Raw genomic sequence first — 26,166 nt, forward strand, 5'->3', positions numbered from 1 at the left:
CGGGGCAACGAGGCCGCCCGCGGGCCGGTGAGGAGAACTGAGCGGATGACGGGCAGCGACCGGGCGGCGGTCGACGCAGGTGACGGTCCGGCGGAGCCGGACGAGCTGGTCCTCGCGGGCGGGTTCGACCCGGTCACCCGGGAGCAGTGGACCGCCGCCGTCGACGCGGTGGTACGGAGGTCCGGCCGGATCGGCGAGGACGCGGAACCGGGGGCCGGGGTCGCCGCGCTGACCCGGACCAGCGCCGACGGCATCCGGGTGGCCCCGCTCTACGCGTCCGAGGACGTGGCGGAGCTGCCCGCCACCGGGGTGCCCGGGGCGTGGCCCTTCACCCGCGGTGCGCTGACCGACGGGCACGTCCCCGGCGGCTGGGACATCCGCCAGCGGCACACCGGCACCGATCCGGCCGCGGTCCGCGAGGCGCTGCTCGCCGACCTGGAGTGCGGCGTCAACTCGGTCTGGCTGCAGGTCGGCGAGGGCGGGATCCCGATCGACGCGATCGCCGCCGCCGTGGACGGCGTCTACCTGGACCTGGCCGCGGTCGCGCTGGACGCCGGCGCCGACGCCGTCGAGGCCGGTGGCGCGTACCTGGACCTGGCCGCCCGCAACGGCGTCGAGGACGCCGAGCTGCTGGGCTCGCTCGGTGCCGACCCGATCGGCCTGCGCGCCCGCACCGGGTCCGGGCCGGACACCGGATCGGTCGCCGAGCTGGCCCGCCGGGTCGCCGGGTCGTTCCCGAAGGTCACCGCCGTCACCGTGGACGCCCGGGTGATCCGTGAGGCCGGCGGGTCCGACGCCCAGGAGCTGGGCTGGTCGCTCGCCGCCGGCGTCGCCTACCTGCGCGCCCTGGTGGACGGCACGACCGGCGGGCTGGACGTGCTCGCCGCGGCCCGGGTGCTGGAGTTCCGCTACGCCGCCACCCCCGAGCAGTTCCCGACGATCGCGAAGCTGCGTGCCGCGCGCCGGCTGTGGGCGCGGGTGCTGGAGGCCGCCGGCAGCACCGACGTCCCGCAGCGCCAGCACGCGGTCGTCAGCGAGGTGCTGTTCTCCCGCCGCGACCCGTGGGTGAACATGCTGCGCGGCACCGTGGCCGGCTTCGCCGCCGGCGTCGGCGGGGCGGACGCGGTCACCGTGCCGCCGTTCGACGCCGCGATCGGCGCCGCCGAGCCGTTCTCCCGCCGGATCGCCCGCAACACCCAGAACCTGCTGGTCGAGGAGTCGCACCTGGCCCGCGTCATCGACCCGGCGGGCGGCTCCTGGTACGTCGAGCACCTCACCGACGATCTCGCCCGGGTCGCCTGGGAGTTCTTCCAGGAGATCGAGGGCGCGGGCGGCGCCGTCGCCGCGCTCGACTCCGGGCTGGTGGCCGAGCGGGTCGAGCAGGTCCGGGCGAAGCGGGAGGCCGACGTCGCCCGCCGGAAGACCCCGCTGACCGGCGTCTCCGAGTTCCCCGACCTGAACGAGAAGCCGGTCGCCCGGGATCCGCTGCCGGCCCCGGTGGCCCGCGGCGGCCTGCCGCTCTACCGGCCCGCCGAGGCGTACGAGATCCAGCGGGACCGTTCGGACGCCGCGCTGGAGCGGGACGGGCGCCGCCCGACCGTCTTCCTCGCCACGATCGGCCCGCTGGCCGTCCACACCGCGCGGGCCGGGTTCACCCGCAACCTGCTCGGCGCCGGCGGGATCGACGCCGCCGAGGCCGGGCCGACCGAGACCGCGCAGGCCGTCGCCGACGCCTATCTGGCCGGTGACCGCCCGGCGGTCGCCGTGCTGTGCTCGTCGGACGAGCTCTACGCCGAGCGGGCCGCCGACACCGCCGCCGCGCTGCGCGCGGCGGGCGCGACCCGCATCCTGCTGGCGGGGAAGCCGGAGGAGGAGGTCCCCGGGGTGGACGGGTACCTGTTCGCGGGCTGCGACGCCCTGGCCGTGATCGACGACGTGCACACCTCGCTGGAGGGATCGAAGTGACCCGGATTCCCGACTTCAGCTCGGTGCCGCTGCGCTCGGGCAGCACACCGTCGTCGGCCTGGGCGGGATCCGCCCCCACCTGGGAGGCCCCGGAGGGCATCGGCGTCAAGCCGCTGTACACCGCGGACGACCTGGCCGACGTCGACTTCCTGCACACCTACCCGGGCATCACCCCGTACCTGCGCGGGCCGTACCCGACGATGTACACCAACCAGCCGTGGACGGTGCGCCAGTACGCCGGGTTCTCCACCGCCGCCGAGTCGAACGCCTTCTACCGCCGGAACCTCGCCGCCGGGCAGAAGGGCCTGTCGATCGCGTTCGACCTGGCGACCCACCGCGGCTACGACTCCGACCATCCGCGGGTCGCCGGCGACGTGGGCATGGCGGGCGTGGCGATCGACTCCATCCTGGACATGCGCCAGCTGTTCGACGGCATCCCGCTGGACAGGATGTCGGTGTCGATGACCATGAACGGCGCCGTGCTGCCGGTGCTCGCGCTCTACATCGTCGCGGCCGAGGAGCAGGGCGTCGCGCCGGAGAAGCTGACCGGGACCATTCAGAACGACATTCTGAAGGAGTTCATGGTCCGCAACACCTACATCTACCCGCCGCAGCCGTCCATGCAGATCATCTCCGACATCTTCGGCTTCACCAGCGCGAAGATGCCGAAGTTCAACTCGATCTCGATCTCCGGGTACCACATCCAGGAGGCCGGCGCGACGAACGACCTGGAGCTCGCCTACACGCTCGCCGACGGCGTGGAGTACCTGCGGGCCGGCGTCGACGCGGGGCTCGACATCGACAAGTTCGCCCCCCGGCTGAGCTTCTTCTGGGCGATCGGCATGAACTTCTTCATGGAGGTCGCCAAGATGCGGGCCGCGCGCCTGCTCTGGTCGAAGCTGGTGAACCGGTTCGAGCCGCAGAACGCGAAGTCGCTGTCGCTGCGCACGCACTCGCAGACCTCCGGCTGGTCGCTGACCGCGCAGGACGTCTACAACAACGTCGTCCGCACCTGCGTCGAGGCGATGGCCGCCACCCAGGGGCACACCCAGTCGCTGCACACCAACGCGCTCGACGAGGCGCTCGCGCTGCCCACCGACTTCTCGGCGCGGATCGCCCGCAACACCCAGCTGCTGCTGCAGCAGGAGTCGGGCACGACGAACGTCGTCGACCCGTGGGGCGGCAGCTACTACGTCGAGAAGCTCACCTACGACCTGGCACGCCGGGCGTGGGCGCACATCGACGAGGTCGAGAAGGCCGGCGGGATGGCCGAGGCGATCGACGCGGGCATCCCGAAGATGCGCGTCGAGGAGGCCGCGGCCCGCACCCAGGCCCGGATCGACTCCGGCCGGCAGCCGGTCATCGGCGTCAACAAGTACGTGGTCGACGTCGACGAGCAGATCGACGTGCTCAAGGTCGACAACGCCGGGGTGCGCCGCGAGCAGCTGGAGAAGCTGCAGAAGCTGCGGGCCGAGCGCGACGACCGGGCGCTCGACGAGTCGCTGCGCCGGCTCACCGCCGTCGCCGAGAAGATCGCCGAGGGCGGACGGCGCGACGACGCCGACAACCTGCTCGGCCTGGCCGTCGACGCGGCCCGGAACAAGGCCACCGTCGGTGAGATCTCGGACGCGCTGGAGAAGGTCTTCGGGCGGCACGCCGGTCAGATCCGGATCATCTCCGGTGTGTACTCCTCGGAGGCCGGGAAGAACCCGGCGATCGACCGCGCCCGCGAGCTGGTGGACACCTTCGCCGCCGCCGAGGGCCGCCAGCCCCGGATCCTGGTCGCCAAGATGGGCCAGGACGGCCACGACCGCGGCCAGAAGGTCATCTCGACGGCGTTCGCCGACATCGGCTTCGACGTCGACGTCGGCCCGCTGTTCCAGACCCCGGCCGAGGTCGCGAAGCAGGCCGCCGAGTCCGACGTGCACGTGATCGGCGCCAGCTCGCTGGCCGCCGGTCACCTCACGCTGGTCCCGGAGCTGCGGCACGAGCTGGCCGAGCTGGGCCGCGAGGACATCATGGTCGTCGTCGGCGGCGTCATCCCGCCCGCCGACGTGCCGGAGCTGCTGAAGATGGGTGCGGCAGCGGTGTTCCCGCCCGGCACGGTCATCGCCGAGGCGGCCGTCGACCTGCTCGGGAAGCTCTCGGCCGCGCTCGGCCACGACGACCCCGACGAGGCGGCCGGGACCGGCACCGTCTACGCGGACTGATCCCCGGCAGGGGAACGACCGGACGTGCCCGACGACCGGGCCGGCCCCCGTTCCCCCTGTCCGGGTGCGGCCCCGTCCCGAACCCCGAGAACCGGAGGTCCTGATGGCCCCGCGTGTCCCCGATCCTGCGGACCTCGCCCGCGGGGTACTGGCCGGCGACCGCACCAGGCTGGCCCGGGCGATCACGCTCGTCGAGTCCAGCCGGCCCGACCACCAGCGCGCCGCGCAGGAGCTGCTGCTGGAGCTGACACCGAAGTCCGGCGGCGCCGTCCGGGTCGGCATCTCCGGCGTGCCCGGCGTCGGCAAGTCGACGTTCATCGAGGCGATGGGGACCCGGCTGACCGGGCAGGGGCACCGGGTCGCGGTGCTGGCGGTGGACCCGTCGTCGACGCGGACCCGCGGGTCGATCCTGGGCGACAAGACCCGGATGCCGCGGCTCGCCGTCGACCCGGACGCGTTCGTCCGGCCGTCCCCGTCGGCCGGGACGCTCGGCGGGGTCGCCCGCCGCACCCGGGAGACGATGGTGGTGATGGAGGCCGCCGGGTACGACGTCGTGCTGGTCGAGACGGTCGGTGTCGGCCAGTCCGAGACGACCGTCGCCGGGATGGTCGACACCTTCCTGTTCCTGACCATCGCGCGCACCGGCGACTCGCTGCAGGGGATCAAGAAAGGCATCCTGGAGCTCGCCGACGTCGTCGCCGTGAACAAGGCCGACGGGCGGCACGAGCAGGACGCCCGGGCCGCGGCCCGCGAGCTCGCCGGGGCGCTGCACATGATGACGCCGACGTCGTCGACCTGGCGGACGCCGGTGCTGTCCTGCTCCGCGCAGACCGGGATGGGCCTGGACACGGTCTGGGAGAAGGTCCGCGAGCACCGTGCCGCTCTCGACGAGGCCGGTGAGCTGGCGACCCGGCGGGCCGACCAGCAGGTCGAGTGGATGTGGCAGATGGTGCGGGACCGGCTGATGGACCGGCTGCTGCACGACCCGGGCCTGCAGGAGAAGCTTCCCGCGCTCACCGCGGACGTCCGGACCGGTGGGCTCACCCCGACCCTGGCCGCGCAGACCATCCTGGACACGCTGCGCTGAGCACGCGGGGGGCGGCGGCGCGGGCCCGGCCGGTTCAGCTTGCGCGGGCCTGGGCGAGCTGCTCCGCACAGGCCGCCCGCAGGATGGCCTGCTCGGCGGCGAGCATGGTGAAGGTGCAGCCGAGCCCGCGGAAGCGGCGGGCGTGCGCGGGGGAGTTGCAGTAGATCCCCACCGGCACACCGGCCGCCGCGCAGCGCGAGGTGATCCCCTCGATCAGCTCGCCGTAGCGGGCCGCGTCCGGCGCGTCCGGTGCCTGCGCGGCGAGCGGGAGCCCGTAGGCCAGGGCGAGGTCCGACGGGCCGACGAAGACCGCGTCGAGCCCCTCCACGGTGAGGATCTCCTCCAGGTTCGCGACCGCGGCGACCGTCTCCACCATCACCACGCAGCGCCCACCGGCCAGCGGCTCGCGCCCCAGCCAGGACGGCCGGACCGGACCGAAGCTGCGGTTCCCGGCCGGCGGGAACCGGCAGGCGGCGACCGCGGCGGCGGCCTGCTCGGCGGTGTCGACCAGCGGGACGATCACGCCGTCGGCGCCGCGGTCGAGCGCCCGGCCGATCGCTTCCGCACCGTGGCCCGGCACCCGGACCAGCGACCGGGTGCCGGATGCGGTGAGTGCCTGCAGCATCCCGAGCACGCTGTCGTCGCCGATCAGGCCGTGCTGGGTGTCGACGCACACGCTGTCGAACCCGGCCGAGCCGACGATCTCGGCGACCGCGGGGGAGGGCAGCTGCAGCCAGCCACCGACGGCGTCGCCGGTGAACATCGGGTCGGTACTGGGAACGCTCATGGACCGACCGTGCCCGTCCGCGCCGCGATGCGCCACCGGCGGGGTGGCGCGGGCATCATGATCCCCATGCCGACGAGCCTGCCGCCCCGACCGGTGATCGGGATCCTGCACCCCGGAGCGATGGGGGCCGCGATCGGGTCGGCGCTCAAGGCCCGCGCGGGCGCGGTGATCTGGGCCGACGCCGGCCGCAGCCACGCCACGGCCAAGCGCGCCGAGCTCGCCGACCTGGTCGCCGTGCCGGACGTCGCGGAGCTGGCCGCCCGGTCCGACGTGATCGTCTCGATCTGTCCGCCGCACGCCGCCCGCGAGGTGGCCGAGCAGGTGGCGGCGGGTCTCACCGGCCGCACCGACCGGCCGGTCTACCTGGAGGCGAACGCGATCGCGCCGGACACCGTCCGGGCGATCGCGCAGCTGCTCGGCGAGCGGGCCGTGGTGTGTGACGGCGCGGTGATCGGGCCGCCCGCGTGGCAGCGCGGGACGACCGTGCTGTGGCTCTCCGGCCCCGGCGCGGACGCGCTGGCGGGTCTGTTCGACGGCAGTCCGTTCGACGTCCGGACGCTCGACGGGGTCGGCGCCGCCAGCGGTCTCAAGGCGTGCTTCGCGCTGCAGAGCAAGGCCCTGCCGACGCTGTGGCTGGCGATGGCGGAGGCGGCGGCCCGGTTCGGGGTGACCGCCGCGCTGCACGACGAGCTGGCCCGCGGCGGGATCGAGCACGACGCGGCGCTGGCCGACGTCCGGGCGAAGGCCGCGGCGAAGGGCTGGCGCTGGGCGGGGGAGATGGACGAGGCCGCGGCCGCGTTCGCGGCGGTGGACGTCCCGGACGGCTTCTCGCGGGCCGCCGCCGAGCTGTACCGCCGGGCCGCCGACCGGCCCTGAACCCCGGCCCCCGAGCCGCCGCAGCCCGTGCGGCGGGGCGGGGGCCGGGGCGGGGGCGGGGATCAGGCTGCGACCGACCCGTGCGGGTCGATCACGTACTTGCGCGAGGCGCCGCCGTCGAAGTCCCGGTAGCCCTGCGGGGCGTCGTCGAGCGAGATCGTGGTGGCGTTGACCGCCTTCGCGATGTCCGCCCGGCCGGACAGGATCGCCTGCATCAGCTGGCGGTTGTATTTCTTCACCGGGCACTGCCCGGTGGTGAAGCTGTGCGACTTCGCCCAGCCCAGCCCGATCCGGACGCCGAGCGTCCCCTCCTTCGCGCCGTCGTCGACCGCGCCCGGGTCGCCGGTCACGTACAGGCCGGGGATGCCGAGCGCGCCGCCCACCCGGGTCACCTCCATGACCGAGTTCAGCACCGTCGCCGGCGCCTCGTCGGCGTCCTTGCCGTGCCCGCGCGCCTCGAACCCGACGGCGTCGACGGCCGCGTCCACCTCCGGCTCGCCGAGCAGCTGCTCCAGCTGCTCGGGCAGGGTGCCGCCGGCGGTGAGATCGACGGTCTCGCAGCCGAAGCTGCGGGCCTGCTCCAGCCGGGACGCGACCATGTCGCCGACGACCACGGTGGCCGCGCCGAGCAGCTGCGCGGCGTGCGCCGCGGCCAGCCCGACCGGCCCGGCACCGGCCACGTACACGGTCGAACCGGTCGTCACACCCGCGGTGAGCGCCCCGTGGTAGCCGGTCGGGAAGATGTCGGACAGCATCGTCAGGTCGAGGATCTTCTCCAGCGCCTGGTCGCGGTCCGGGAACCGCAGCAGGTTGAAGTCGGCGAACGGCACCATCACGTACTCGGCCTGGCCGCCGATCCAGCCGCCCATGTCCACGTAGCCGTAGGCGGCGCCCGGCCGGGCCGGGTTGACGTTGAGGCACACCCCGGTCTTGCCCTCGTTGCACATCCGGCAGCGGCCGCAGGCGATGTTGAACGGCACCGAGCAGATGTCGCCCGGCCGGGCGAACAGCACGTCGTCACCGACCTCGACGATCTCGCCGGTGATCTCGTGGCCGAGCGTCTGGCCGGCCGGGGCGGTCGTGCGGCCACGCACCATGTGCTGGTCGGAACCGCAGATGTTGGTGGTGACGACCTTGAGGATCGCGGCGTGCGGGGCCTTCTTCTTGATCTTCAGGCCGTCCACGACGTCCGTCGGGAGCTCCAGCTTGGGGTAGTCGATCGACTCGACGGCGACCTCACCCGGAGACTTGTAGACGACCACGCGGTTGTCGGGCATGAGACTGGCTCCCCTCACGATCGGTGCGGTCCGCGGTCGCGGACCGGAACCGGCGGACGCGCCCGGGTGCCGCCCCCGCGCCGGCCGCGCCGCCGTTCCCGACCGTGACACAGGATGCCGACGTGCGCATGGCTGGATGCATCGCGCACGGGTGGAGCGCACCGCCGGGGCGCACCGGAGTGACCGCGCCCGCAGCGGATCACGGCCCCGGCGGCGATACTGCGCGGATGACCGACGACCTCCGCGAGCCGCCCGTCCCGGTGCTGACCGCGCCGCACCACACGCCGGAGCGGGAGGCCCTGCAGAAGCAGGCCCGCGAGTTCGCCACGGCCCGGGTGCTCCCGGTGGCGAACGAGCTCGATCCGCGCCGGGGCGAGATCCCGCGTGACCTGCTCGACGAGATGGGTGAGCTCGGCTACTTCGGGATCACGGTCGATCGCGAGCACGGCGGCCTCGGCCTCGGCGCCTTCGAGTACTGCATGGTCGCCGAGGAGCTGGCCAGGGCCTGGATGAGCGTCGGGTCGATCATCGCCAGGGCGCAGGGCGCCGGCACCGCCGTGGCGGACCCGGACCGGCGCGCCGAGCTGCTGCGCCGCAGCGCGCGCGGCGACTGGATCGGCGCCATCGCGCTGTCCGAGCCGGACGCGGGCTCCGATCTCGCCGCGGTGGAGACCCGCGCCGTCCGCGACGGCGACGAGTTCGTGATCACCGGCCGGAAGCGCTGGACCGGCAACGCCAGGGCGGCCGACTTCATCCAGGTGCTGGTCCGCACCGACGACCCGGCGCCGGGGGAGAAGCGCTCGGCCGGGCTGGCCACCGTCGTCGTCGAGAAGGAGCGGGACAGCTTCCCGGCCGGGCTCACCGGCAGCCCGATCGACAAGATCGGCTACCACGGCTTCGTCACCTGGGATCTCGAGTTCGACGGCCTGCGGGTACCGGTCGCGAACCAGCTCGGCGACGGCGGCGAGGGCTTCGCCGACGCGCAGGCCTGGCTGAACATCGCCCGCGTGCACACCGCCGCCCGCGCCGTCGGGCTGGCCAGGGCGGCCGTCGAGGACTGTGTGCGGTACCTGCAGCAGCGGCGGCAGTTCGAGCACCCGATCGGCGACTTCCAGGCCGTCCGGTTCACCCTCGCGACGATGGCGGCCAGGGTCGAGCAGGCGCGGTCGTTCTACCAGCACGTCGCGCACCGGCTCGACCAGGGCGAACCGTGCGCCCGGGAGGCCGCGATGGCCAAGCTGGTGGCGACCGAGATGGCCGCCGAGGTCACCGCCGACGGCATCCAGCTGCACGGCGGCAACGGGTACACCACCGAGCACCAGGTGGAGCGGCACTGGCGGGACGCCCGGCTCACGACGATCTTCGAGGGGACCAGCGAGATCCAGAAGAAGATCATCGCCGACCGGCTCCTCCCGCGCAGCCCGCTGGGCTGAACGGCCGGGGTGTGTCGTGCTCCGATCGGGCGCAATTTCAGGTTCGTGACCTGCGGATCCTCGTCCGTGTCACACGCCCGTGACACGCTGGACACCGTTCGGTAGCGAAGTCGGTGCACCCTGTGCGTCTTCCTGATCGCCCACAGTGATCACATCTCGGCGATGATCACTCCCGGCGATCGAGAGCACGACGCCGCCGCCACCGGCGGCTCGGGAGCGGAGGGGTGGATGGCACCGTCGGAGATCGGGCGGACGGGTGCCCGGTTCGGGGCCCGCCCGTCCCGGCATGCCCCCGATCCGGACCACCCGCACGGGCGCCCGGCCGAGGCGGCCGAGACCGAGCCTCCGGAGCCGGAGGCCGACGAGAACCTGATCGGCGTCACCGGGGCCCGGTTCGGCGGCCACTCGGCCAAGCGGAGCCGCAAGACCCGTAAGCAGCGCGCCGCGGAGCGCGCCGCGGCGGCCGAACGGGAGCGGACCGGGAACGCGGGCGCCGGCAGCAGCACCGGCCCCGATACCCACTCCGGTACCGGCTCCGGCCCAGACTTCGGCAGAGAGTCCGACCCAGAGTCCGACCCAGAGTCCGACACCGCGCCGCTCCCGGTCGTCGGCGGCACCGCCGAGCCCGCCCCGCAGGCCGCGTTCACCGCGGTCCGCCCGTACGTCATCACCGGCGGCCGGACCCGGGTCCGGATGGAGCTGCGGCTGGAGACCCTGGTCTCGGTCCGGCCGGTGCCGGGCCCGGCACCGGTGCTCGGCACCGAGCAGGCGGCCGTGCTGAGCCTCTGCGCGCAGACCCGGTCGGTGTCCGAGGTGGCCGCGCTGGCCGGGATCCCGCTCGGCGTCGCGCGGGTGCTCATCGACGACCTGGCCGGCGAGGGCAGGCTGACCGTGCACGGCGTCTCGTCGGCCGAGGACGGGCCGAGCATGGCGCTGATGGACCGGGTGCTCTCCGGGCTGCGGAACCTCTGAGCCGGGACCGAGCAGGCACCGGCCCGGATCCGCCCGGCGCGACCCGGCCCGGTCGGCCAGGATGGACCCATGACCGATCCGCGCCCCGTCCGCGTCGGGCTGCAGCTGCAGCCCCAGCACACCGACTACGCCGACATCCGCCGAACGGTCGCGGCCGCCGAGGAGGCGGGCGTCGACGTCGTCTTCAACTGGGACCACTTCTTCCCGCTCTACGGCGAGCCCGACGGCCGGCACTTCGAGTGCTGGACGATGCTCGGCGCCTGGGCCGAGGCGACCTCCCGGGTGGAGATCGGCGCCCTGGTGACCTGCAACAGCTACCGCAATCCCGAGCTGCTCGCCGACATGGCACGCACCGTGGACCACATCTCCGACGGCCGACTGATCCTCGGCATCGGCGCCGGCTGGTTCGAACGCGACTACGACGAGTACGGCTACGAGTTCGGCACCGCCGGGGACCGGTTGCGTGACCTCGCCGCGGCGCTGCCCCGGATCCGGGCCCGCTGGGCGAAGCTGAACCCGGCGCCGACCCGCGACATCCCGGTGCTCGTCGGCGGCGGCGGCGAGAAGAAGACGCTGCGCTACACCGCCGAGCACGCCACCATCTGGCACGGCTTCGGCGACGTCGGGACCGTCGCCCACAAGTGCGCCGTGCTGGACGCGCACTGCCGCGACATCGGCCGCGACCCGGCCGAGATCGAGCGCTCGGTCGCCGTCGAGCACGGGCCCGACGAGCTCGGCCCGGCCCTGTACGACGCCGGCGTGCGGCTGTTCACCGTCGGCCAGGACGGCCAGGGCGGCTACGACCTGAGCCGGCTGAAGGACTGGCTCGCCTGGCGCGACGAGCGCAACGGCTGACCGGCCCGCCGGCCGCTCAGCCGCCGTCGCGCAGGAACGGGTCGCGGAGCAGGTCCGGGATCCGTTCCGGGACGACCGCGGGCGCGTAGTACCAGCCCTGGGCGTTCGCGCAGCCGTACTCGCGCAGCCGCAGCGCCTGCTCCCGCGTCTCGACGGCCTCCGCGGTGACCTCCAGGTCCAGCGCGGAGGCCAGCGAGATGAGCGTGCGCAGGATGACGTCGTCGCGCTCGGCGGAGCCGGCCACGAAGTGACCGGCCAGCTTCAGCACGTGCACCGGCAGGTGCCGCAGGTAGGCGAGGTTGGAGTAGCCGGTACCGAAGTCGTCGATCGCGATCCGCACGCCCATCCGCTCGAGCTCGCGCAGCGTCGCGGGCGGCCCGCCCGGCGAGCCCATCAGGTCGGACTCGGTCAGCTCGATCTGCAGCCGCTCGGCCGGCCAGTCGTAGCGGTCCAGGGTGGCCGCGACGTCCGAGACCAGATCGGACTCGACGATCTGGCGGGCGGCGACGTTCACGCTGACCAGCAGCGGCCGTTCCGGGTGCGCGTCGGCCCAGGTCCGGCCCTGCCGGCACGCCTCGGCCAGCACCCGCCTGCCCAGCGGGACGACCAGCCCGGTCTCCTCGGCGAGCGGGATGAACCGGTCCGGACCGAGCAGCTCGCCGTCCGGGCGCTGCCAGCGCACCAGCGCCTCGACCCCGACGGTCTGCTCGTCGGCGAGCCGGACCAGCGGCTGGTAGACGACCACGAAGTCGTCGCGGCGCAGCGCCTCCGGCATCTGCGACGACAGTTCGAACCGGCGGACGTCCGAGCGGTGCCGCTCCCGGTCGTAGTGCAGGTAACGGCCGCGGCCGGCGCGCTTGGCCGAGTACAGCGTGGTGTCGGCGGCCTGCAGCAGCTCGTCGGCGCCGAGCTCGCCGTCGTGCCGCACCACCCCGACGCTCGCCGAGATCACGATGTCCCGGCCGTCGATCCGGACCGGCCTGCGGACCGTGCCCAGCGCCCGGCCGGCGACCTCCTCCAGGTCGGCCCGGTCGGCCGTCCGCGGCACCAGCACGACGAACTCGTCGCCGCCCATCCGGGCGACCAGATGCCCCTCCGGCTCCAGGGCGGCGCGCAGCCGGGTGGCGAGCACCTCCAGCAGCCGGTCGCCCGCCTGGTGCCCGAGCGTGTCGTTGACGACCTTGAACCCGTCCAGGTCGAGATAGCAGATGCCGGGCCGGGTGCCGTCCGGGCGGGACTCGGCGATCGCCGCGGCCAGCCGGCCGAAGAACAGTGAGCGGTTCGGCAGCCCGGTCAGCGGATCGTGCGACGCCTGGTGCTCCAGCCGCCGCTGCAGCTCGCGCTGCTCGGTGACGTCGCTGAGCACGGCGACCAGGTGGTCGGTCGCGCCGTCGTCCTCGCGCAGCGGGGTGACCACCGCATCGATCCATATCTCGGCGTCGTCGGCGCGGCGAACCGGGCGCACGACGCGCAGCCGGTCCAGCGAGCCGTCGAGCAGCCGCGGCCGTTCCGCCCACAGCTCGGGGGCCTGCTGGACGGACACGAAGTCGCCGACGCTCATCCCGGTGAGCTGCTCGCGGGAGTAGCCGAGCATCGCCGCGGCGGCGTCGTTCGCCTCGATCGACCGGCCGTGCGGGTCGAAGATCACGATGCCGACCGCGGCCGAGTCGAACATCGCCGAGAACCGGGTCTCGGACGCCCAGCGGGCCCGCTCGGCGACCTGGCGGGCGTCCAGCGCGGCCCGGGTGACCTGCTCCTGGTCGGCGAGCACCTGCAGCCGCAGTGCCTCGGTGAAGCCGCGGACGAAAGACGCCTGCACCGCGGCGGTCCGCCGGACCCGGTCGCCGGTGCCCGCCGCCCGCTCCAGGTGCGCGCCGACCACGGTCATCGAGACCTCCAGACAGGCCGGGTCGGTGATCCGCGCGCGGACCAGCTCGCGGCCCGCCTCGGTGACCTCGGCCGGATCGAGGATCTCGGCGGTCGCGGCCCGCCGCAGCCGTCCGGTCAGCCGTTCCAGCAGCGGGCGCAGCTCGGTGGCGGGCTGCGCGCACCGGCGGGCCAGCGCGGCTGTCCAGGCGGTCACGAGCTCCGAGGGCACGGGCAGCTCGTCGGCGGCGAGTGCCCGGCCGTGGTCGACGCATGCAGCGGCGACATCGGCCTGCTGCATCCACCGACCCCCGTTCGCTCCGGTGGAGGGACTGCCCTCTCGATCGTGGAACACCGTAACCGATCCGGCCCGTCCGATGGGGCCGACCGGGTTATGCCTGCGGGTCGTGCACGTCGGACGGTGACCCGTCGGTCACTCCCGTCACCCAGACGACGGCCTCCCCGGCCTCGTCCGAGGCCGCGAGATCGATCTCGGCGGTGATCGCCCAGTCGCGGTCGCCCGCCGGGTCGTCGAGCACCTGGCGGACCAGCCAGCGGTCGGTCTCCTCGGTGAGGTCGAACAGCGCGGGCCCGCGGGCCTCCGGCCCGAAGCCGATCCGGTCGTGCACCGCGAAGTAGGGCGCCACCGCGTCCCGCCACCGCTGCGCCGTCCAGCCCGCCTCGCCGTCGAGCGCGCCGAGCTCCTCGTAACGGCCCAGCGCGAGCAGCTCCACCCGGCGGAACAGCGCGTTGCGGACCAGCACCCGGAACGCCCGCGCGTTGCCGGTGACCCCGGCCGGTGCGGCGAGCCCGGCGTCCGCGCCGGGCGGGGTGATCTCTCCGTCCCCGGTGTCGGCGCCTGCGGCGAGCTTCTCCCACTCGTCGAGCAGCGAGGAGTCGGTCTGCCGGACCAGCTCACCGAGCCACTCGATCAGGTCGGTGAGCTCCTCGGTGCGGGCGTGCTCGGGCACGGTCTGGCGCAGCGCCCGGTAGGCGTCGGCGAGGTAGCGCAGCACCAGCCCCTCGGAGCGGGCGAGCTGGTAGTGCGAGACGTACTCGGTGAACGTCATCGCCCGCTCGCTCATGTCGCGCACCACGGACTTCGGCGAGAGCACGGCGTCGGCCACCCACGGCGCGCCGCGCCGGTAGGTCTCCAGCGCCGCGTGCAGCATCTCCGCCAGCGGCCGGGGGTGGGTGACCTCCTCCAGCCGGGCCATCCGCTCCTCGTACTCGATGCCGTCGGCCTTCATCGCCGCGACCGCCTCGCCGCGGGCCTTGTTCTGCTGGGCGGCCAGGATCTGGCGCGGGTCGTCCAGCGTGGACTCGACGACCGACAGCACGTCGAGGGCGTAGTCCGGGGACTCCTGGTCGAGCAGCTCGAACACGGCGAGCGCGAACGGCGACAGCGGCTGGTTGAGCGCGAAGTCCAGCTGCAGCTCGTCGACGACCCGGGCGCGGGGCCGGGCGGCGCCCTCCACGGTGTACTCCTCGACGACGCCCGCGCTGCGCAGCGCCCGGTAGATCGCGATCGCCCGCAGCATGTGCCGGAGCTGGCGGCGGCGCGGCTCGTGGTTGTCGGTGAGCAGGTGCCGCATCGCGGCGTAGGTGTCGCCGCCGCGCGAGATCACGTTCAGCAGCATCGCGTGGGTGACCTCGAAGTGGCTGGTCAGCGGCTCGGGCCGGGCCTGCTGCAGCTTCTCGAACGACGTCTGGGACCAGCCGACGAAGCCCTCCGGCGGCTGCTTGCGCTGGACCTTCCGGCGCTTCTTCGGGTCGTCGCCCGCCTTGGCGAGCGCCTTCGCGTTCTCGATGTCGTGCTCGGGGGCCTGGGCGACGACGGTGCCGACGGTGTCGTACCCGGCGCGGCCGGCGCGGCCGGCGATCTGGTGGAACTCGCGGGCCTTGAGCGGGCGGACCCGGCGGCCGTCGTACTTGGACAGCGCGGTGAACAGCACCGTGCGGATCGGCACGTTGATGCCGACGCCGAGCGTGTCGGTGCCGCAGATGACCTTGAGCAGGCCGGCCTGGGCGAGGGTCTCCACGAGCCGCCGGTAGCGGGGCAGCATCCCGGCGTGGTGCACGCCGATGCCGTGCCGGACCAGCCGGGACAGCGTGCGGCCGAACCCGGAGGTGAACCGGAACGCGCCGATCGTCTCGGCGATGGCCGCCTTGTCCTCCCGGGAGGTGACGTTGACGCTCATCAGCGCCTGCGCCCGCTCGACGGCGGCCTGCTGGGTGAAGTGGACGATGTAGACCGGCGCCTCGCGGGTGGCGAGCAGCTCGGCGATCGTCTCGTGCAGCGGCTCGACGACGTAGCGGAAGTGCAGCGGCACCGGCCGGTCCACCGAGGTGATCTCGGCGGTCTCCCGGCCGGTGCGCCGGGTCAGGTCCTCGGCGAAGAACGACGTGTCGCCCAGGGTGGCGCTCATCAGCAGGAACTGTGCCTGCGGCAGCTCGACGATCGGCACCTGCCAGGCCCAGCCGCGGGCCGGGTCGGCGTAGAAGTGGAACTCGTCCATCACCACCGACCCGACGTCGGCGCCCGATCCGGTGCGCAGCGCCAGGTTGGCCAGGATCTCCGCGGTGCAGCAGATGATCGGGGCCTTCTCGTTCACCGCCGCGTCACCGGTGAGCATGCCCACCTTGTCCGCGCCGAACACCTCGCACAGCGCGAAGAACTTCTCGCTGACCAGCGCCTTGATCGGCGCGGTGTAGAAGGTGCGCTCGCCGCGGGCCAGCGCCGCGGCGTGCGCGCCCATCGCGACCAGCGACTTCCCGGAGCCGGTCGGGGTGGACAGGATGACGTTCGCGCCGGTCACCAGCTCCAGCAGCGCCTCCTCCTGCGCCGGGTACAGCGACAGCCCGCGCTCGTCGAACGCCCAGTCGGCGAAGATCTCCACCAGGTCGGCGGGGTCGATCGGGTCGTCGGGGCCGGAGCTGCGGGGGAGCCGGTCGGTGAGCGTCATGATGGCCCCGATTGTGCCTGGTGGCCCGGACGCGGCGACCGCGGCTGGAACCCGGCGCCGTCCGCCCGACTACCGTGGGCCCGTGACCGGGGGTGGGGTGTCGGGCGGGTCCCGCCCGACCATGCCCGAACTCGTCCCGCCGATGCTGCCCGCGACCGGCGAGCTGTCCGACGCGACCGATCCCGCGCGGTGGGCCGTCGAGTTCGGCTGGGAGGGCCACCGCTGCGTCGCCTACGTCAGCCGCGGGCGGGTCCGGCTGCTGTCGTCGACGGCGCGCAGCGTCACCGGGTCGTTCCCCGAGCTCGGCGTGCTGGCCGCTCAGGCGCCGCCGGGCGGGCTGGTCCTCGACGGCACCGTGGTCGCCCTGGACGAGGCGGGCCGCCCGTCGCGCGGACCGCTGCTGCGCCGCACCGCGACGCTCGCCCCGGACGCCGCGCTGCGCGTCGAGGTCCCGGTCGGCTACGTGGTGACCGACCTGCTCTGGTGCGACGGGCGGCGGGTGCTGGAGCTGCCCTACCGGCGCCGCCGGGCGGAGCTGGAGGAGCTGGCGCTGGCCGGTCCGGCGATCCTGGTGCCGCCGTCGTTCGGGCTGGACGAGGCCGACCTGGTGGTGCGCACCGCCGAGCAGTACGGGCTGGACGGGCTGCACCTGAAGCGGCTCGACGTGCCGTACCAGCCGGGCAGGCGGACCCGGAACTGGCTGCGGGTGCCGCTGCGCAGGCGCAGGCAGGCGCTGGTCGCGGGCTGGGTGCCCGCACCCGGGCGGCCGGACCGGATCGCCGCGGTGCTGCTGGCGCTGCCCGGGCCGGAGGGCCCGCAGTACGTCGGCCGGGTCGGGATCGGCGCCGCGGACGCCGACGCGCGCACCGTCCGCGCCGCCGCGCCCGGTGCGCCGCCGGCCGGGGTCCCGGACGGCGTCGCCGCGGACGCCCGGTGGCTGGCGCCCGGGCTGGCCTGCGCGGTCGAGCACCGCGGCCGGACGGCCGCCGGGCGGCTCGCGCTGCCGTCCTGGCGGGGGCTGGTGCCGGCAGACGAGCAGGACGACGAGCTGTTCGAGGTGCCGGCTGCAGCCGCAGCCGCGACCGTCCCCGCCGCCCCCGCCGAGCCCGAGCCCAAGCCCGCGCAGGCGCCGGCCGGGGCCGAGCCCGGGCCCGCGGGCACCTGGCACGGCCCGCTGTCCCGGCGGCTGGAGCAGCACTTCGTCTACAACACGCTGAACACGATCGCCTCGCTGGTGCGCACCGACCCGCCGCGGGCCCGCGAGCTGCTGCTCGGTTTCGCCGACCTGTCCCGGGCGGCCGACCGGGCCGAGGAACCCGCGATCCGGCTGGACGAGGAGCTGGCCGCGGTCCGGGCGTACCTGCAGATCGAGCGGACCCGGTTCGGCGCCCGGCTGACCGCCGAGATCGACGACCCGGCTGCCGCGGGCGTCGACCCGGGTGCCGCGGTGCCGCCGCTGGCCGTGCTGGCCGCGGTGCGCCGCGCCGTGCAGGAGGAGATCGAGCCGGTGCCCGGCGGCGGTGCGGTGCACGTGCAGCTCGTCACCCCGCCGGAGGGACCGGGTTGCCGGATCGAGGTCACCCACGCCACCCGTGCCCCGTTCGTCCTGTTCAGCCTGCCGCTGGACGCCCCGGCAGGGTTGTGATCTCCGATTCGCGGGTACCCGGGGCACTCCCGGGGGCGACGGACCTTCATCGATCCGGATAGCGTGCGCGCCATGCTGGGGTTGCCCGACGGCGCACGCGCGTGCCTGTTCGATCTCGACGGCGTGCTGACCGACACCGCGAGCGTCCACGCCGCGGCGTGGAAGCAGATGTTCGACGAGTACCTGCGACGCCGGGACGGGGAGGACTTCACCCCGTTCGACATCTCCGCCGACTACGGCCCGTACGTGGACGGCAAGCCGCGCCTGGAGGGGACCCGCAGCTTCCTCGCCTCGCGCGGGGTGGCGCTGCCCGAGGGCACCCCGGACGACGACGCCGACACCGAGACCCTCTGGGGCCTGTCGACCCGCAAGAACGACCTGGTCCAGGTCAAGATCACCGAGGGTGTCCGGGTGTACCCCGGATCGCGCCGCTACCTGGAGGCGGTGCGGGAGGCCGGGCTGGTCACCGCCGTCGTCTCCTCGTCGGCGAACGCCGAGCAGATCCTGCGGGTCACCGGGCTGGAGACGTTCATCGACCACCGGGTCGACGGCGTCACCGCCCGGGAGCGCGGGCTGCCCGGCAAGCCGGCCCCCGACACTTTCCTCGCCGCTGCCGCGGACCTCGACGTCGACCGGTCCGCCGCCGTGGTGTTCGAGGACGCGCTGGCCGGCGTGCAGGCCGGCCACGCGGGAGGCTTCGGCGCCGTCATCGGCGTCGACCGCCTCGACCAGGCCGCCGCGCTGCGTGAGCACGGCGCGGACGTCGTCGTCACCGATCTCGCCGACCTGCTGGAGCGCTCGTGAAGCCCGACCACCTGCCCACGTTCACCACCGAGCCGTGGGTGATCCGTGAGCCGCGCCTCGACCTGGACGCGATGGGCCAGACCGAGTCGGTGTTCGCCCTGTCCAACGGGCACATCGGCCTGCGCGGCAATCTCGACGAGGGCGAGCCGCACGTGCTGCCCGGCACCTACCTGAACTCGTTCTACGAGGTGCGCCCGCTGCCCTACGCCGAGGGCGGCTACGGCTACCCGGAGTCCGGGCAGACGATCGTCAACGTCACCAACGGCAAGCTGATCCGGCTGCTGGTCGACGACGAGCCGTTCGACCTGCGCTACGGCACCCTGCGCCGGCACGAGCGGGTGCTCGACATGCAGGCCGGGACCCTGGAGCGCGACGTCGAGTGGGAGTCGCCGGCCGGCCGTGCGGTCAAGGTGCGCTCGACCCGGCTGGTGTCGCTGACCCAGCGGGCGATCGCCGCGATCTGCTACGAGGTCGAGCTGGTCAGCAACGGCACCGCCGACGAGAACGACGGCGCGCTGCTGGTGCTGCAGTCCGAGCTGGTCGCCAACGAGCAGCTCCCCGGCCGCGACGCCGACGACCCGCGGCTGGACACCGCGCTGGACAACGTCCTGGAGCCCGAGCAGTCCCGGGCCGGTGACGCCGGCGCGACCCTGGTGCACTCCACCCGCAAGTCCGGCCTGCGCTGCGGTGCCGCGATGGAGCACGAGGTCAGCGGCCCCGAGGGCATCCAGGTCAGCACCGACGCGAACGAGGACCTGGCCCGCACCACGATCATCGCCCGGGTCCGGCCGGGGGAGACGCTGCGCGTCGTCAAGTACCTGTCCTACGGCTGGTCGTCGCGGCGCAGCCTGCCTGCGGTCTACGACCAGGTCCGGGCGGCCATCGCCGCCGCCCGCTACACCGGCTGGGACGGCCTGGTCCGCGAGCAGCGCGAGTACCTCGACGACTTCTGGGCCACCGCCGACGTCGAGATCGACGGCGACGCCGAGCTGCAGCAGGCGGTGCGGCTCGCGACGTTCCATATCCTGCAGGCCGGTGCCCGCGCCGAGCGGCGCTGCATCCCGGCCAAGGGCCTGACCGGCGACGGCTACGACGGCCACACCTTCTGGGACACCGAGACGTTCTGCCTGCAGGTGCTGTCGTTCGTCGCGCCGGACGCGGCGGCGGACGCACTGCGCTGGCGCCGCTCGATCCTGCCGCAGGCGTTCGAGCGGGCCGAGACGCTCGGCCTCAAGGGCGCCGCGTTCCCGTGGCGGACGATCCGCGGGCACGAGTGCTCGGGCTACTGGCCGGCCGGCACCGCGGCGTTCCACATCAACGCCGACATCGCGGACGCGGTGAAGCGGCACGTCGCGGCGACCGGCGACACCAAGTTCGAGCTGGAGGTCGGGCTGGAGCTGCTGGTCGCGACCGCGCGGCTGTGGCGCTCGCTGGGCCACCACGACTCGGCCGGGAACTTCCGGATCGACGGCGTGACCGGGCCGGACGAGTACTCCTCGATCGCCGACAACAACGTCTACACCAACCTGATGGCCCGGCAGAACCTGCGCTACGCCGCGGAGGTCGCCGCCAAGCACCCGCGGTCGGCGGCCCGGCTGGGCGTCGACTCCGAGGAGATCGCCTCCTGGCGGGACGCGGCGACCGCGATGCTGATCCCGTTCGACTCCCGGCTCGGCGTGCACCCGCAGTCCGAGGGCTTCACCGACCACCAGCGGTGGAACTTCGACGACACCCCGGCCGAGCGGTACCCGCTGCTGCTGAACTACCCGTACTTCGACCTGTACCGCAAGCAGGTCGTCAAGCAGGCCGATCTCGTGCTGGCGATGCAGATCTTCCCGGACGAGTTCACCGAGGAGCAGAAGCGCCGCAACTTCGCCTACTACGAGGCGATCACGGTGCGGGACTCGTCGCTGTCGGCGTGCACCCAGGCGGTGCTCGCCGCTCGCACCGGGCACCTGGAGCTGGCCCACCAGTACCTCGCCGAGGCGGCCCTGGTCGACCTGCAGGACCTGGCCGGCAACACCGACCACGGCATGCACATCGCGTCCATGGCGGGCACCTGGTCGGCGGTGGTGCTGGGCTTCGGCGGGATGCGCTGCGAGGCCGACGGCCTCTCGTTCGCGCCGGTGCTCCCGCCGTCGCTGTCCCGGATCTCGTTCGGGCTGAAGTGGCAGGGCCGCCGGCTCCGGGTCACGATCACCCCGGACGAGGTCGAGTACCAGCTGCTCGACGGCGCGCCGATGCGGCTGCGGCACCACGACGAGCCGATCGCGCTGGACGGCGAGGGCCCGGTGACCGCCCCGACGCCGACCACCGAGTGGGTGGAGCCGGTGGAGCAGCCGGCCGGGCGGGCGCCGCGCCAGCGCGGCTGAGGCCGGGGCCGGCTCGCCGCGACGAGCGCGCGGCGGCCGGTCGTGCACCGCTGGTACGTTGATACGTCGCGCCGCCCGACGGGTGCAGGGTCCACGGAGGAGCCCGCACCGGCAGGCGTCGCGACCGTGCTCGTCCCCTCGGTGGAGGATCCCCGCGCCGTGCCCGAAGCCACGCCCGACCCGTCCGTCGGTCCTCCCGCCGACCAGGGGACCGATGCCGGAACCGATCCGGAGCTGCTCCACGAGCAGACCTACGTCGGCATGCTCTACGAGCAGCTCGAGGACCGCCGCCGGGACACCGCGCGGCGGCTCGCCGACACGCTGCGCGAGGAGACCGTCGGCACCCCGCAGGCGCTGACCCAGCGGGACGCGGCCGCGGCGCTGCTGGCCGACCGGCTGGCCGCGCTGCGGGCCGCCGAGCACGGCCTCGCGTTCGGCCGGCTGGACTCCGACGACGGTGAGATCCGCTACGTCGGCCGGATCGGCCTGCTCGACGAGCAGAACGAGTACGAGCCGCTGCTGATGGACTGGCGGGCGCCGGCGGCCCGGCCGTTCTACACCGCGACGGCGGCGAACCCGGAGGGCATGCGCCGGCGCAGGCACCTGCGGACCCGGCTCCGCCAGGTCGTCGCGATCGACGACGAGCCGCTGAACCTCGCCGAGATGGACGACGACGAGCGAGCCCGCGCCGGGGCCGGGCTGACCAGCGAGGCGGCGCTGCTGGCCGCGGTGTCCGAGGCGCGCACCGGCCGGATGGGCGACATCGTCGCCACCATCCAGGGCGAGCAGGACCGGATCATCCGGTCCAAGCCGTCCGGGGTGCTGGTCGTGCAGGGCGGGCCGGGCACCGGCAAGACGGCGGTGGCCCTGCACCGTGCCGCCTACCTGCTCTACACCCACCGCGACCGGCTCGCCCGGCGCGGCGTGCTCGTCGTCGGGCCGAACCCGACGTTCCTGCGCTACATCGGGCAGGTGCTGCCGTCGCTGGGGGAGACCTCGGTGGTGCTGGGCACCGTCGCCCAGCTCTATCCCGGCCTGGACGCCCGGCGCCCGGAGGACCCGGCGACCGCGGAGCTCAAGGGCCGCGCGGACATGGCGGCCGTCGTCGCGGCCGCCGTGCGGGACCGCCAGCAGGTGCCGCGCAAGCCGATCGAGCTGGTCGTCGAGCAGCAACGGGTGGTGCTGGACCGGGACACCGTCACCCAGGCCAGGACCCGCGCGCGGCGCTCCCGCAAGCCGCACAACGAGGCCCGCCGGACGTTCCGCAAGGAGCTGCTGCGGCTGCTCGCCCAGCAGGTCGCCCGGCGGGTCGGGGCGGAGCTGCTGGACCGACTCGACGTCGACGACATCCGCGACGAGCTCACCGAGTCGCCGGCGCTGCAACAGGAGCTGGAGCAGCTGTGGCCGACGCTGTCGCCCGAGCAGCTGCTCACCGACCTGTTCGCCGACCGCAGGCGGCTGAACTCGGTGGCCCGGCGGATCCCGGCCGACGAGCGGGTGCTGCTGGAGCGTGACGCGCCCGGTCCCGACGTGCCCTACGAGCAGCGCTGGTCGGCGGCGGACGTGGCGCTGCTCGACGAGGCCGCCGAGCTGCTCGGCGACGACGGCGCCGCGCAGGCCGCGGCCGAGGCCGCCGCGCTGCGCGAGGAGGTCGAGTACGCGCAGGGCGTGCTGGACGTGCTCGATCTCGAGGAGGACCTCGATCCGGAGCTGCTGCGCGCCACCGACATCATCGACGCCGACCGGCTCGCCGAGCGGATGCAGGTCGCCCGCTACGACTCCACCGCCGAGCGGGCCGCCGCGGACCGCGAGTGGACCTACGGGCACGTGATCGTCGACGAGGCGCAGGAGCTGTCCGCGATGGCCTGGCGGATGGTCATGCGCCGGGCGCCCGCCCGGTCGATGACCCTGGTCGGGGACATCGCGCAGACCAGCGACCGGGGCGGCGCCGGATCGTGGAACGAGGTGCTGTCGCCGTTCGTGGCCCGGCGCTGGCGGCTGGAACAGCTGACCGTCAACTACCGGACGCCCGCCGAGATCGCCGACGTCGCCGACGACGTGCTCGCCGAGATCGACCCGTCGCTGCAGCCGCCGTCGTCGGTCCGCTCGACCGGGGTTCCGCCGTGGGCGGCGCCGCTGCCGGTCGCCGGTGCCGAGCGGGACCGGGTGCTGGCCGACCGGGTCGTCGCCGAGCGGGACGCGGTCGGCGAGGGCCGGACGGCGGTGCTCGTCCCGGCCGCGCGGCTGCAGCAGACCCGGGACGCGCTGGTCGCCGCCGGGATCATCGACGCCGCGACCGACCCGGACGAGCTGGACACCGCGGTCGTCGTGCTCGCGGTGACCGGTTCGAAGGGCCTGGAGTTCGACGCCGTGCTCGTCGTCGAGCCGCAGGAGATGCTCACCGAGTCGCCGCGCGGCCTCAGCGACCTCTACGTGGCGATCACCCGGGCCACCCAGCGGCTCGGCGTGCTGCACTCCGGCGAGCTCCCACCGGTGCTCAAGCGGATCAGCCGGGAGCGGTAGCCGCGAGCCCGGCTCAGCGCGCCGGGCCGGCCTGTCCGGCACCGTTCGCGCGCACCCGGACCCGGTTCCGGCCGGCCCGTTTCGCGGTGTAGAGCGCCTCGTCCGCGGCGGCGAGCAGCCGATCGAGCTCGGTGCCCGCACCGGGCGCGACGGCGGCCCCGACCGACACGCTGAGCCGGTCGATCCGCACGTCGCCGGTCGGCGAGGGCACGTCCACGCTGAGCGACTCCACCCGGCGCCGGATCCGCTCGCACATCTCGTGCACCGCGGTCGCGCCGGCCGCCGGGTCCTGCTTCATCGTGCCCATCGCGACCACGAACTCCTCGCCGCCGAACCGGCCGACCACGTCGGCGCCGCGGACCTCACCGGTCAGCACCTCGGCCATGGAGGCCAGTACGGCGTCCCCGACCAGGTGGCCGTGCCGGTCGTTGACGTCCTTGAAGTGGTCGAGATCGAGGATCAGCACCCCGGCGGCGACCCGGTCCCGGCGGGCGCCGGCGAGCAGCCGGGTGGCCCGGGCCCGCCAGGCGTCGGCGTTGAGCAGGCCGGTCTTCGGATCGGTGTTCGCCTTGTCCTCCAGCTGGCGGACCAGCGTCGTCTGTTCGAGCAGCAGCAGCAACGGCACCAGCAGGACGACCAGCGGCCAGTGGTCCGGCAGCACCACCACGGCGACCAGCGCACCCAGGCTGAGCGTCGCCAGCTCGAGCGCGATCTCGCCGCCGGCCAGGATCGCCAGGAACGACGACCGCGGCTGCGACAGCCGGATCACCGAGACCACCAGCAGGGTGTTCGTCAGTGTGTAGGCCAGCAGGCAGCCGGCCAGGGTGGCGGCGCCGGCGACCGAGGCGTAGTCGTCGCCCACCCCGGTCAGCCCGCGCAGCATCGCGACCAGGTACACCGCGAGCACGACGGTGGACGTCGAGTACAGCTGCCGGTGCGGGGGTGTCCCGGCCGGGCGGAACACCCGGAAGTACAGGTGCGTGTAGAGGGCCACGACGGTGGCCGCGGCCAGCGCGGCGGGCAGCACCAGCGCGGCGGCGAAGGTCCACACCGAGCTCAGGTCGATGTAGCGGGTGTCCGCTATCCGGCGGCGCATCCGTTCCGCGCCGAGCGAGAGCTCCGCGTGCAGCGCGGCCGCCACGAGAAGTGCCGCCACGACGATCCACGATCGCGGTTCGAGCAGTTCCGGGCCGCGCAGCGCGATCTCGCCCGCCGGCAGCAGTACGGCGGTGAGCTCGACCGCCACGAGCAGCCCGCGTACACGCAGTGGCAGCCCCCGGAACGACGGGCGGCGCGGCGCGTCGCCGGAACCCGGTACCCGGGCGCCGGATGCCGACGGATCTCCAGACAACGGTGCCGAACCTCTGATCGTTTCTCTTGTCGAGCATAGCGGCGGGGCCCCGGACTCGGCGCTGGTCAGCGGGGCCGGACTCGGCCCACGGGTGGGTCCGGCCGGCGCGGCGAACCGGCCGCCGAAGATCAACAGTGTGCCTGACATGGCGAAGTCGTGTTTACCCTTGTTCGCGGACCTCACCCAGAAGAGTGTCGACGCTGCGGACAGTGACGGTCGGCGGCGTCCCGGGCCGCCGGGACACCGGGTGGGGCTCCCGGTCCGTTCGCGGGGAGGTGAATCGGAATGCGCAACTGGAACTGGTGACGAACGCCCGGGAACGGGCGGATGCAGGCACGCACCGAAAGGGGGTCGGGCACATGCGCAACTGGAACTGGTGACCGTGTGCGGAGAACGTCGGAACACATTCGGGAAAGGAGCGCGACATGCGTAACTGGAACTGGTGACAATGCTCGCGGTGCGTGGCGCCCGGCGGCCGGGTCAGCCACGTACCGGCGGCGCGGCCGCGTACAGGTCCCGCAGCAGGGCGATCTCGGCGCCGTGGTGGATGACCTCGCGGTGGATGTGCAGGACCAGCGTGGCCATCGGCGCGTCGGCGTAGGGGCCCTCGGCGGCCCCGCACGGCCGGGCCAGGCCCGCGGTGCCGAGCGCCGCGACACCGGCCGTCCAGCGGCGGTAGGCGTCGTCGAGCTGGGCGAGGGCCAGATCGGCGGTCCCGGCGCAGGTGTGCGAGTCGTAGTCGACCGGTGGGCCGTCGAAGTGCGCGTGCACCCGCATGCCGAGCACACCGACGATCACGTGCACCAGCCGCCAGGCGATCGTCGTGACCGGGGGCGGTTCCGGCACCGGGTAGGCGAAGTCGATCACCCGGTCGCCGGAGCCGGCCCCCGGCGGGGTCACCGAGGAGCCCCGGGGGCGCACGCTCCACATGCCGGGCACGGGCTCCCAGAGGTACTCCTCGTCGGTGAGCCCGGCGAGCCGGGGACGGAGCAGCTGTTCCCAGTGGAACGTCAGCTGCTCGCCGAGCTCGGTGTTCCAGTCGATCGTCCGGTTCATGGCGGGCAGGCTAGGACCGAACGAGGTCGGCCGCGCTGGCCGGGGCGCTCCCGGGGAGCCCGTGGGAGCTGCGCGACGAGATCGCGTTCACCTCGTCGCTGCGCTGGTCGGGGCAGGTCAC

General features: G+C 74.1%; 17 protein-coding genes. 11 read left to right on the forward strand and 6 right to left on the reverse strand.

From position 1 onward, the window contains the following. Positions 1–45: 45 nt before the first annotated feature. The 3 genes from ABZ881_RS18840 (at position 46) to meaB (ending at position 5,262) form a co-directional block, all read left to right on the forward strand. Positions 46–1,965 carry a methylmalonyl-CoA mutase family protein gene (locus tag ABZ881_RS18840; RefSeq protein WP_358486175.1) on the forward strand — a complete coding sequence of 640 codons (1,920 nt, stop codon included), beginning with the start codon at positions 46–48 and terminating at the stop codon, positions 1,963–1,965. A 23-nt stretch (positions 1,966–1,988) separates the two neighbouring features. Beyond that, on the forward strand, positions 1,989–4,175 hold the full coding sequence (gene scpA / locus ABZ881_RS18845; RefSeq protein WP_358486223.1) for a methylmalonyl-CoA mutase: 2,187 nt from the start codon (positions 1,989–1,991) through the stop codon (positions 4,173–4,175). A 103-nt stretch (positions 4,176–4,278) separates the two neighbouring features. Further along, positions 4,279–5,262: a methylmalonyl Co-A mutase-associated GTPase MeaB gene (gene meaB, locus ABZ881_RS18850; protein WP_358486177.1), complete on the forward strand. Its 984-nt coding sequence runs from the start codon at positions 4,279–4,281 to the stop codon at positions 5,260–5,262. Positions 5,263–5,296: 34 nt separating this feature from the next. Here the strand turns inward: meaB and ABZ881_RS18855 are convergent, their stop codons facing one another. Further along, positions 5,297–6,049, reverse strand: coding sequence for an aldolase/citrate lyase family protein (locus ABZ881_RS18855; RefSeq protein WP_344017785.1), 753 nt, complete (start codon positions 6,047–6,049; stop codon positions 5,297–5,299). Positions 6,050–6,115: 66 nt separating this feature from the next. On the opposite strand from ABZ881_RS18855, the gene ABZ881_RS18860 reads away from it, so the two are divergent. Next, positions 6,116–6,925, forward strand: coding sequence for a DUF1932 domain-containing protein (locus ABZ881_RS18860; protein ID WP_358486179.1), 810 nt, complete (start codon positions 6,116–6,118; stop codon positions 6,923–6,925). 62 nt (positions 6,926–6,987) lie between these two features. Here the strand turns inward: ABZ881_RS18860 and fdhA are convergent, their stop codons facing one another. Beyond that, positions 6,988–8,202 carry a formaldehyde dehydrogenase, glutathione-independent gene (gene fdhA / locus ABZ881_RS18865; protein WP_344017783.1) on the reverse strand — a complete coding sequence of 405 codons (1,215 nt, stop codon included), beginning with the start codon at positions 8,200–8,202 and terminating at the stop codon, positions 6,988–6,990. Between the two features lie 227 nt (positions 8,203–8,429). Here fdhA and ABZ881_RS18870 point away from each other — a divergent pair, with 227 nt between their 5' ends. The 3 genes from ABZ881_RS18870 (at position 8,430) to ABZ881_RS18880 (ending at position 11,462) form a co-directional block, all read left to right on the forward strand. Continuing rightward, a complete protein-coding gene (locus tag ABZ881_RS18870; protein WP_358486182.1) occupies positions 8,430–9,635 on the forward strand; it encodes an acyl-CoA dehydrogenase family protein in 1,206 nt (401 codons plus the stop codon). Positions 9,636–9,863: 228 nt separating this feature from the next. Next, positions 9,864–10,607 carry a DUF742 domain-containing protein gene (locus ABZ881_RS18875; RefSeq protein ID WP_358486183.1) on the forward strand — a complete coding sequence of 248 codons (744 nt, stop codon included), beginning with the start codon at positions 9,864–9,866 and terminating at the stop codon, positions 10,605–10,607. A 69-nt stretch (positions 10,608–10,676) separates the two neighbouring features. Beyond that, a complete protein-coding gene (locus tag ABZ881_RS18880; protein ID WP_358486184.1) occupies positions 10,677–11,462 on the forward strand; it encodes an LLM class F420-dependent oxidoreductase in 786 nt (261 codons plus the stop codon). A gap of 16 nt (positions 11,463–11,478) precedes the next feature. Here the strand turns inward: ABZ881_RS18880 and ABZ881_RS18885 are convergent, their stop codons facing one another. Both ABZ881_RS18885 and ABZ881_RS18890 read right to left on the reverse strand, forming a co-directional pair. Next, positions 11,479–13,629 (reverse strand): EAL domain-containing protein, encoded by a 2,151-nt coding sequence (locus ABZ881_RS18885; protein WP_358486186.1) that lies wholly within the window; start codon positions 13,627–13,629, stop codon positions 11,479–11,481. A 91-nt stretch (positions 13,630–13,720) separates the two neighbouring features. Beyond that, positions 13,721–16,294, reverse strand: coding sequence for a DUF3516 domain-containing protein (locus ABZ881_RS18890; protein ID WP_358486187.1), 2,574 nt, complete (start codon positions 16,292–16,294; stop codon positions 13,721–13,723). A gap of 82 nt (positions 16,295–16,376) precedes the next feature. Here ABZ881_RS18890 and ABZ881_RS18895 point away from each other — a divergent pair, with 82 nt between their 5' ends. From ABZ881_RS18895 to ABZ881_RS18910, 4 genes are all read left to right on the forward strand, one after another. Then, positions 16,377–17,939 (forward strand): histidine kinase, encoded by a 1,563-nt coding sequence (locus ABZ881_RS18895; RefSeq protein ID WP_358486199.1) that lies wholly within the window; start codon positions 16,377–16,379, stop codon positions 17,937–17,939. Positions 17,940–18,011: 72 nt separating this feature from the next. After that, the gene (locus ABZ881_RS18900) at positions 18,012–18,743 is read left to right on the forward strand and encodes a beta-phosphoglucomutase family hydrolase (protein ID WP_358486201.1); all 732 of its coding nucleotides are present in this window, start codon (positions 18,012–18,014) and stop codon (positions 18,741–18,743) included. Continuing rightward, complete coding sequence (locus ABZ881_RS18905) at positions 18,740–21,115, forward strand: glycoside hydrolase family 65 protein (RefSeq protein ID WP_358486203.1); 2,376 nt, start codon at positions 18,740–18,742, stop codon at positions 21,113–21,115. Before ABZ881_RS18900 ends, ABZ881_RS18905 begins: the two co-directional genes overlap by 4 nt. Positions 21,116–21,376: 261 nt before the next feature. Next, on the forward strand, positions 21,377–23,638 hold the full coding sequence (locus ABZ881_RS18910) for an ATP-binding domain-containing protein (protein WP_358486225.1): 2,262 nt from the start codon (positions 21,377–21,379) through the stop codon (positions 23,636–23,638). Between the two features lie 13 nt (positions 23,639–23,651). Here the strand turns inward: ABZ881_RS18910 and ABZ881_RS18915 are convergent, their stop codons facing one another. Together ABZ881_RS18915 and ABZ881_RS18920 are read right to left on the reverse strand one after the other, a co-directional pair. Then, entirely contained in the window at positions 23,652–24,884 is a 1,233-nt protein-coding gene (locus ABZ881_RS18915; protein WP_358486205.1) for a GGDEF domain-containing protein, read from the reverse strand. Positions 24,885–25,469: 585 nt separating this feature from the next. Beyond that, positions 25,470–26,045, reverse strand: coding sequence for a DinB family protein (locus ABZ881_RS18920; RefSeq protein ID WP_358486207.1), 576 nt, complete (start codon positions 26,043–26,045; stop codon positions 25,470–25,472). Positions 26,046–26,166: the final 121 nt, after the last annotated feature.

Origin of the sequence: Pseudonocardia sp. NPDC046786 (assembly GCF_040645415.1) — a bacterium.
Classification (GTDB): domain Bacteria; phylum Actinomycetota; class Actinomycetes; order Mycobacteriales; family Pseudonocardiaceae; genus Pseudonocardia; species Pseudonocardia kongjuensis.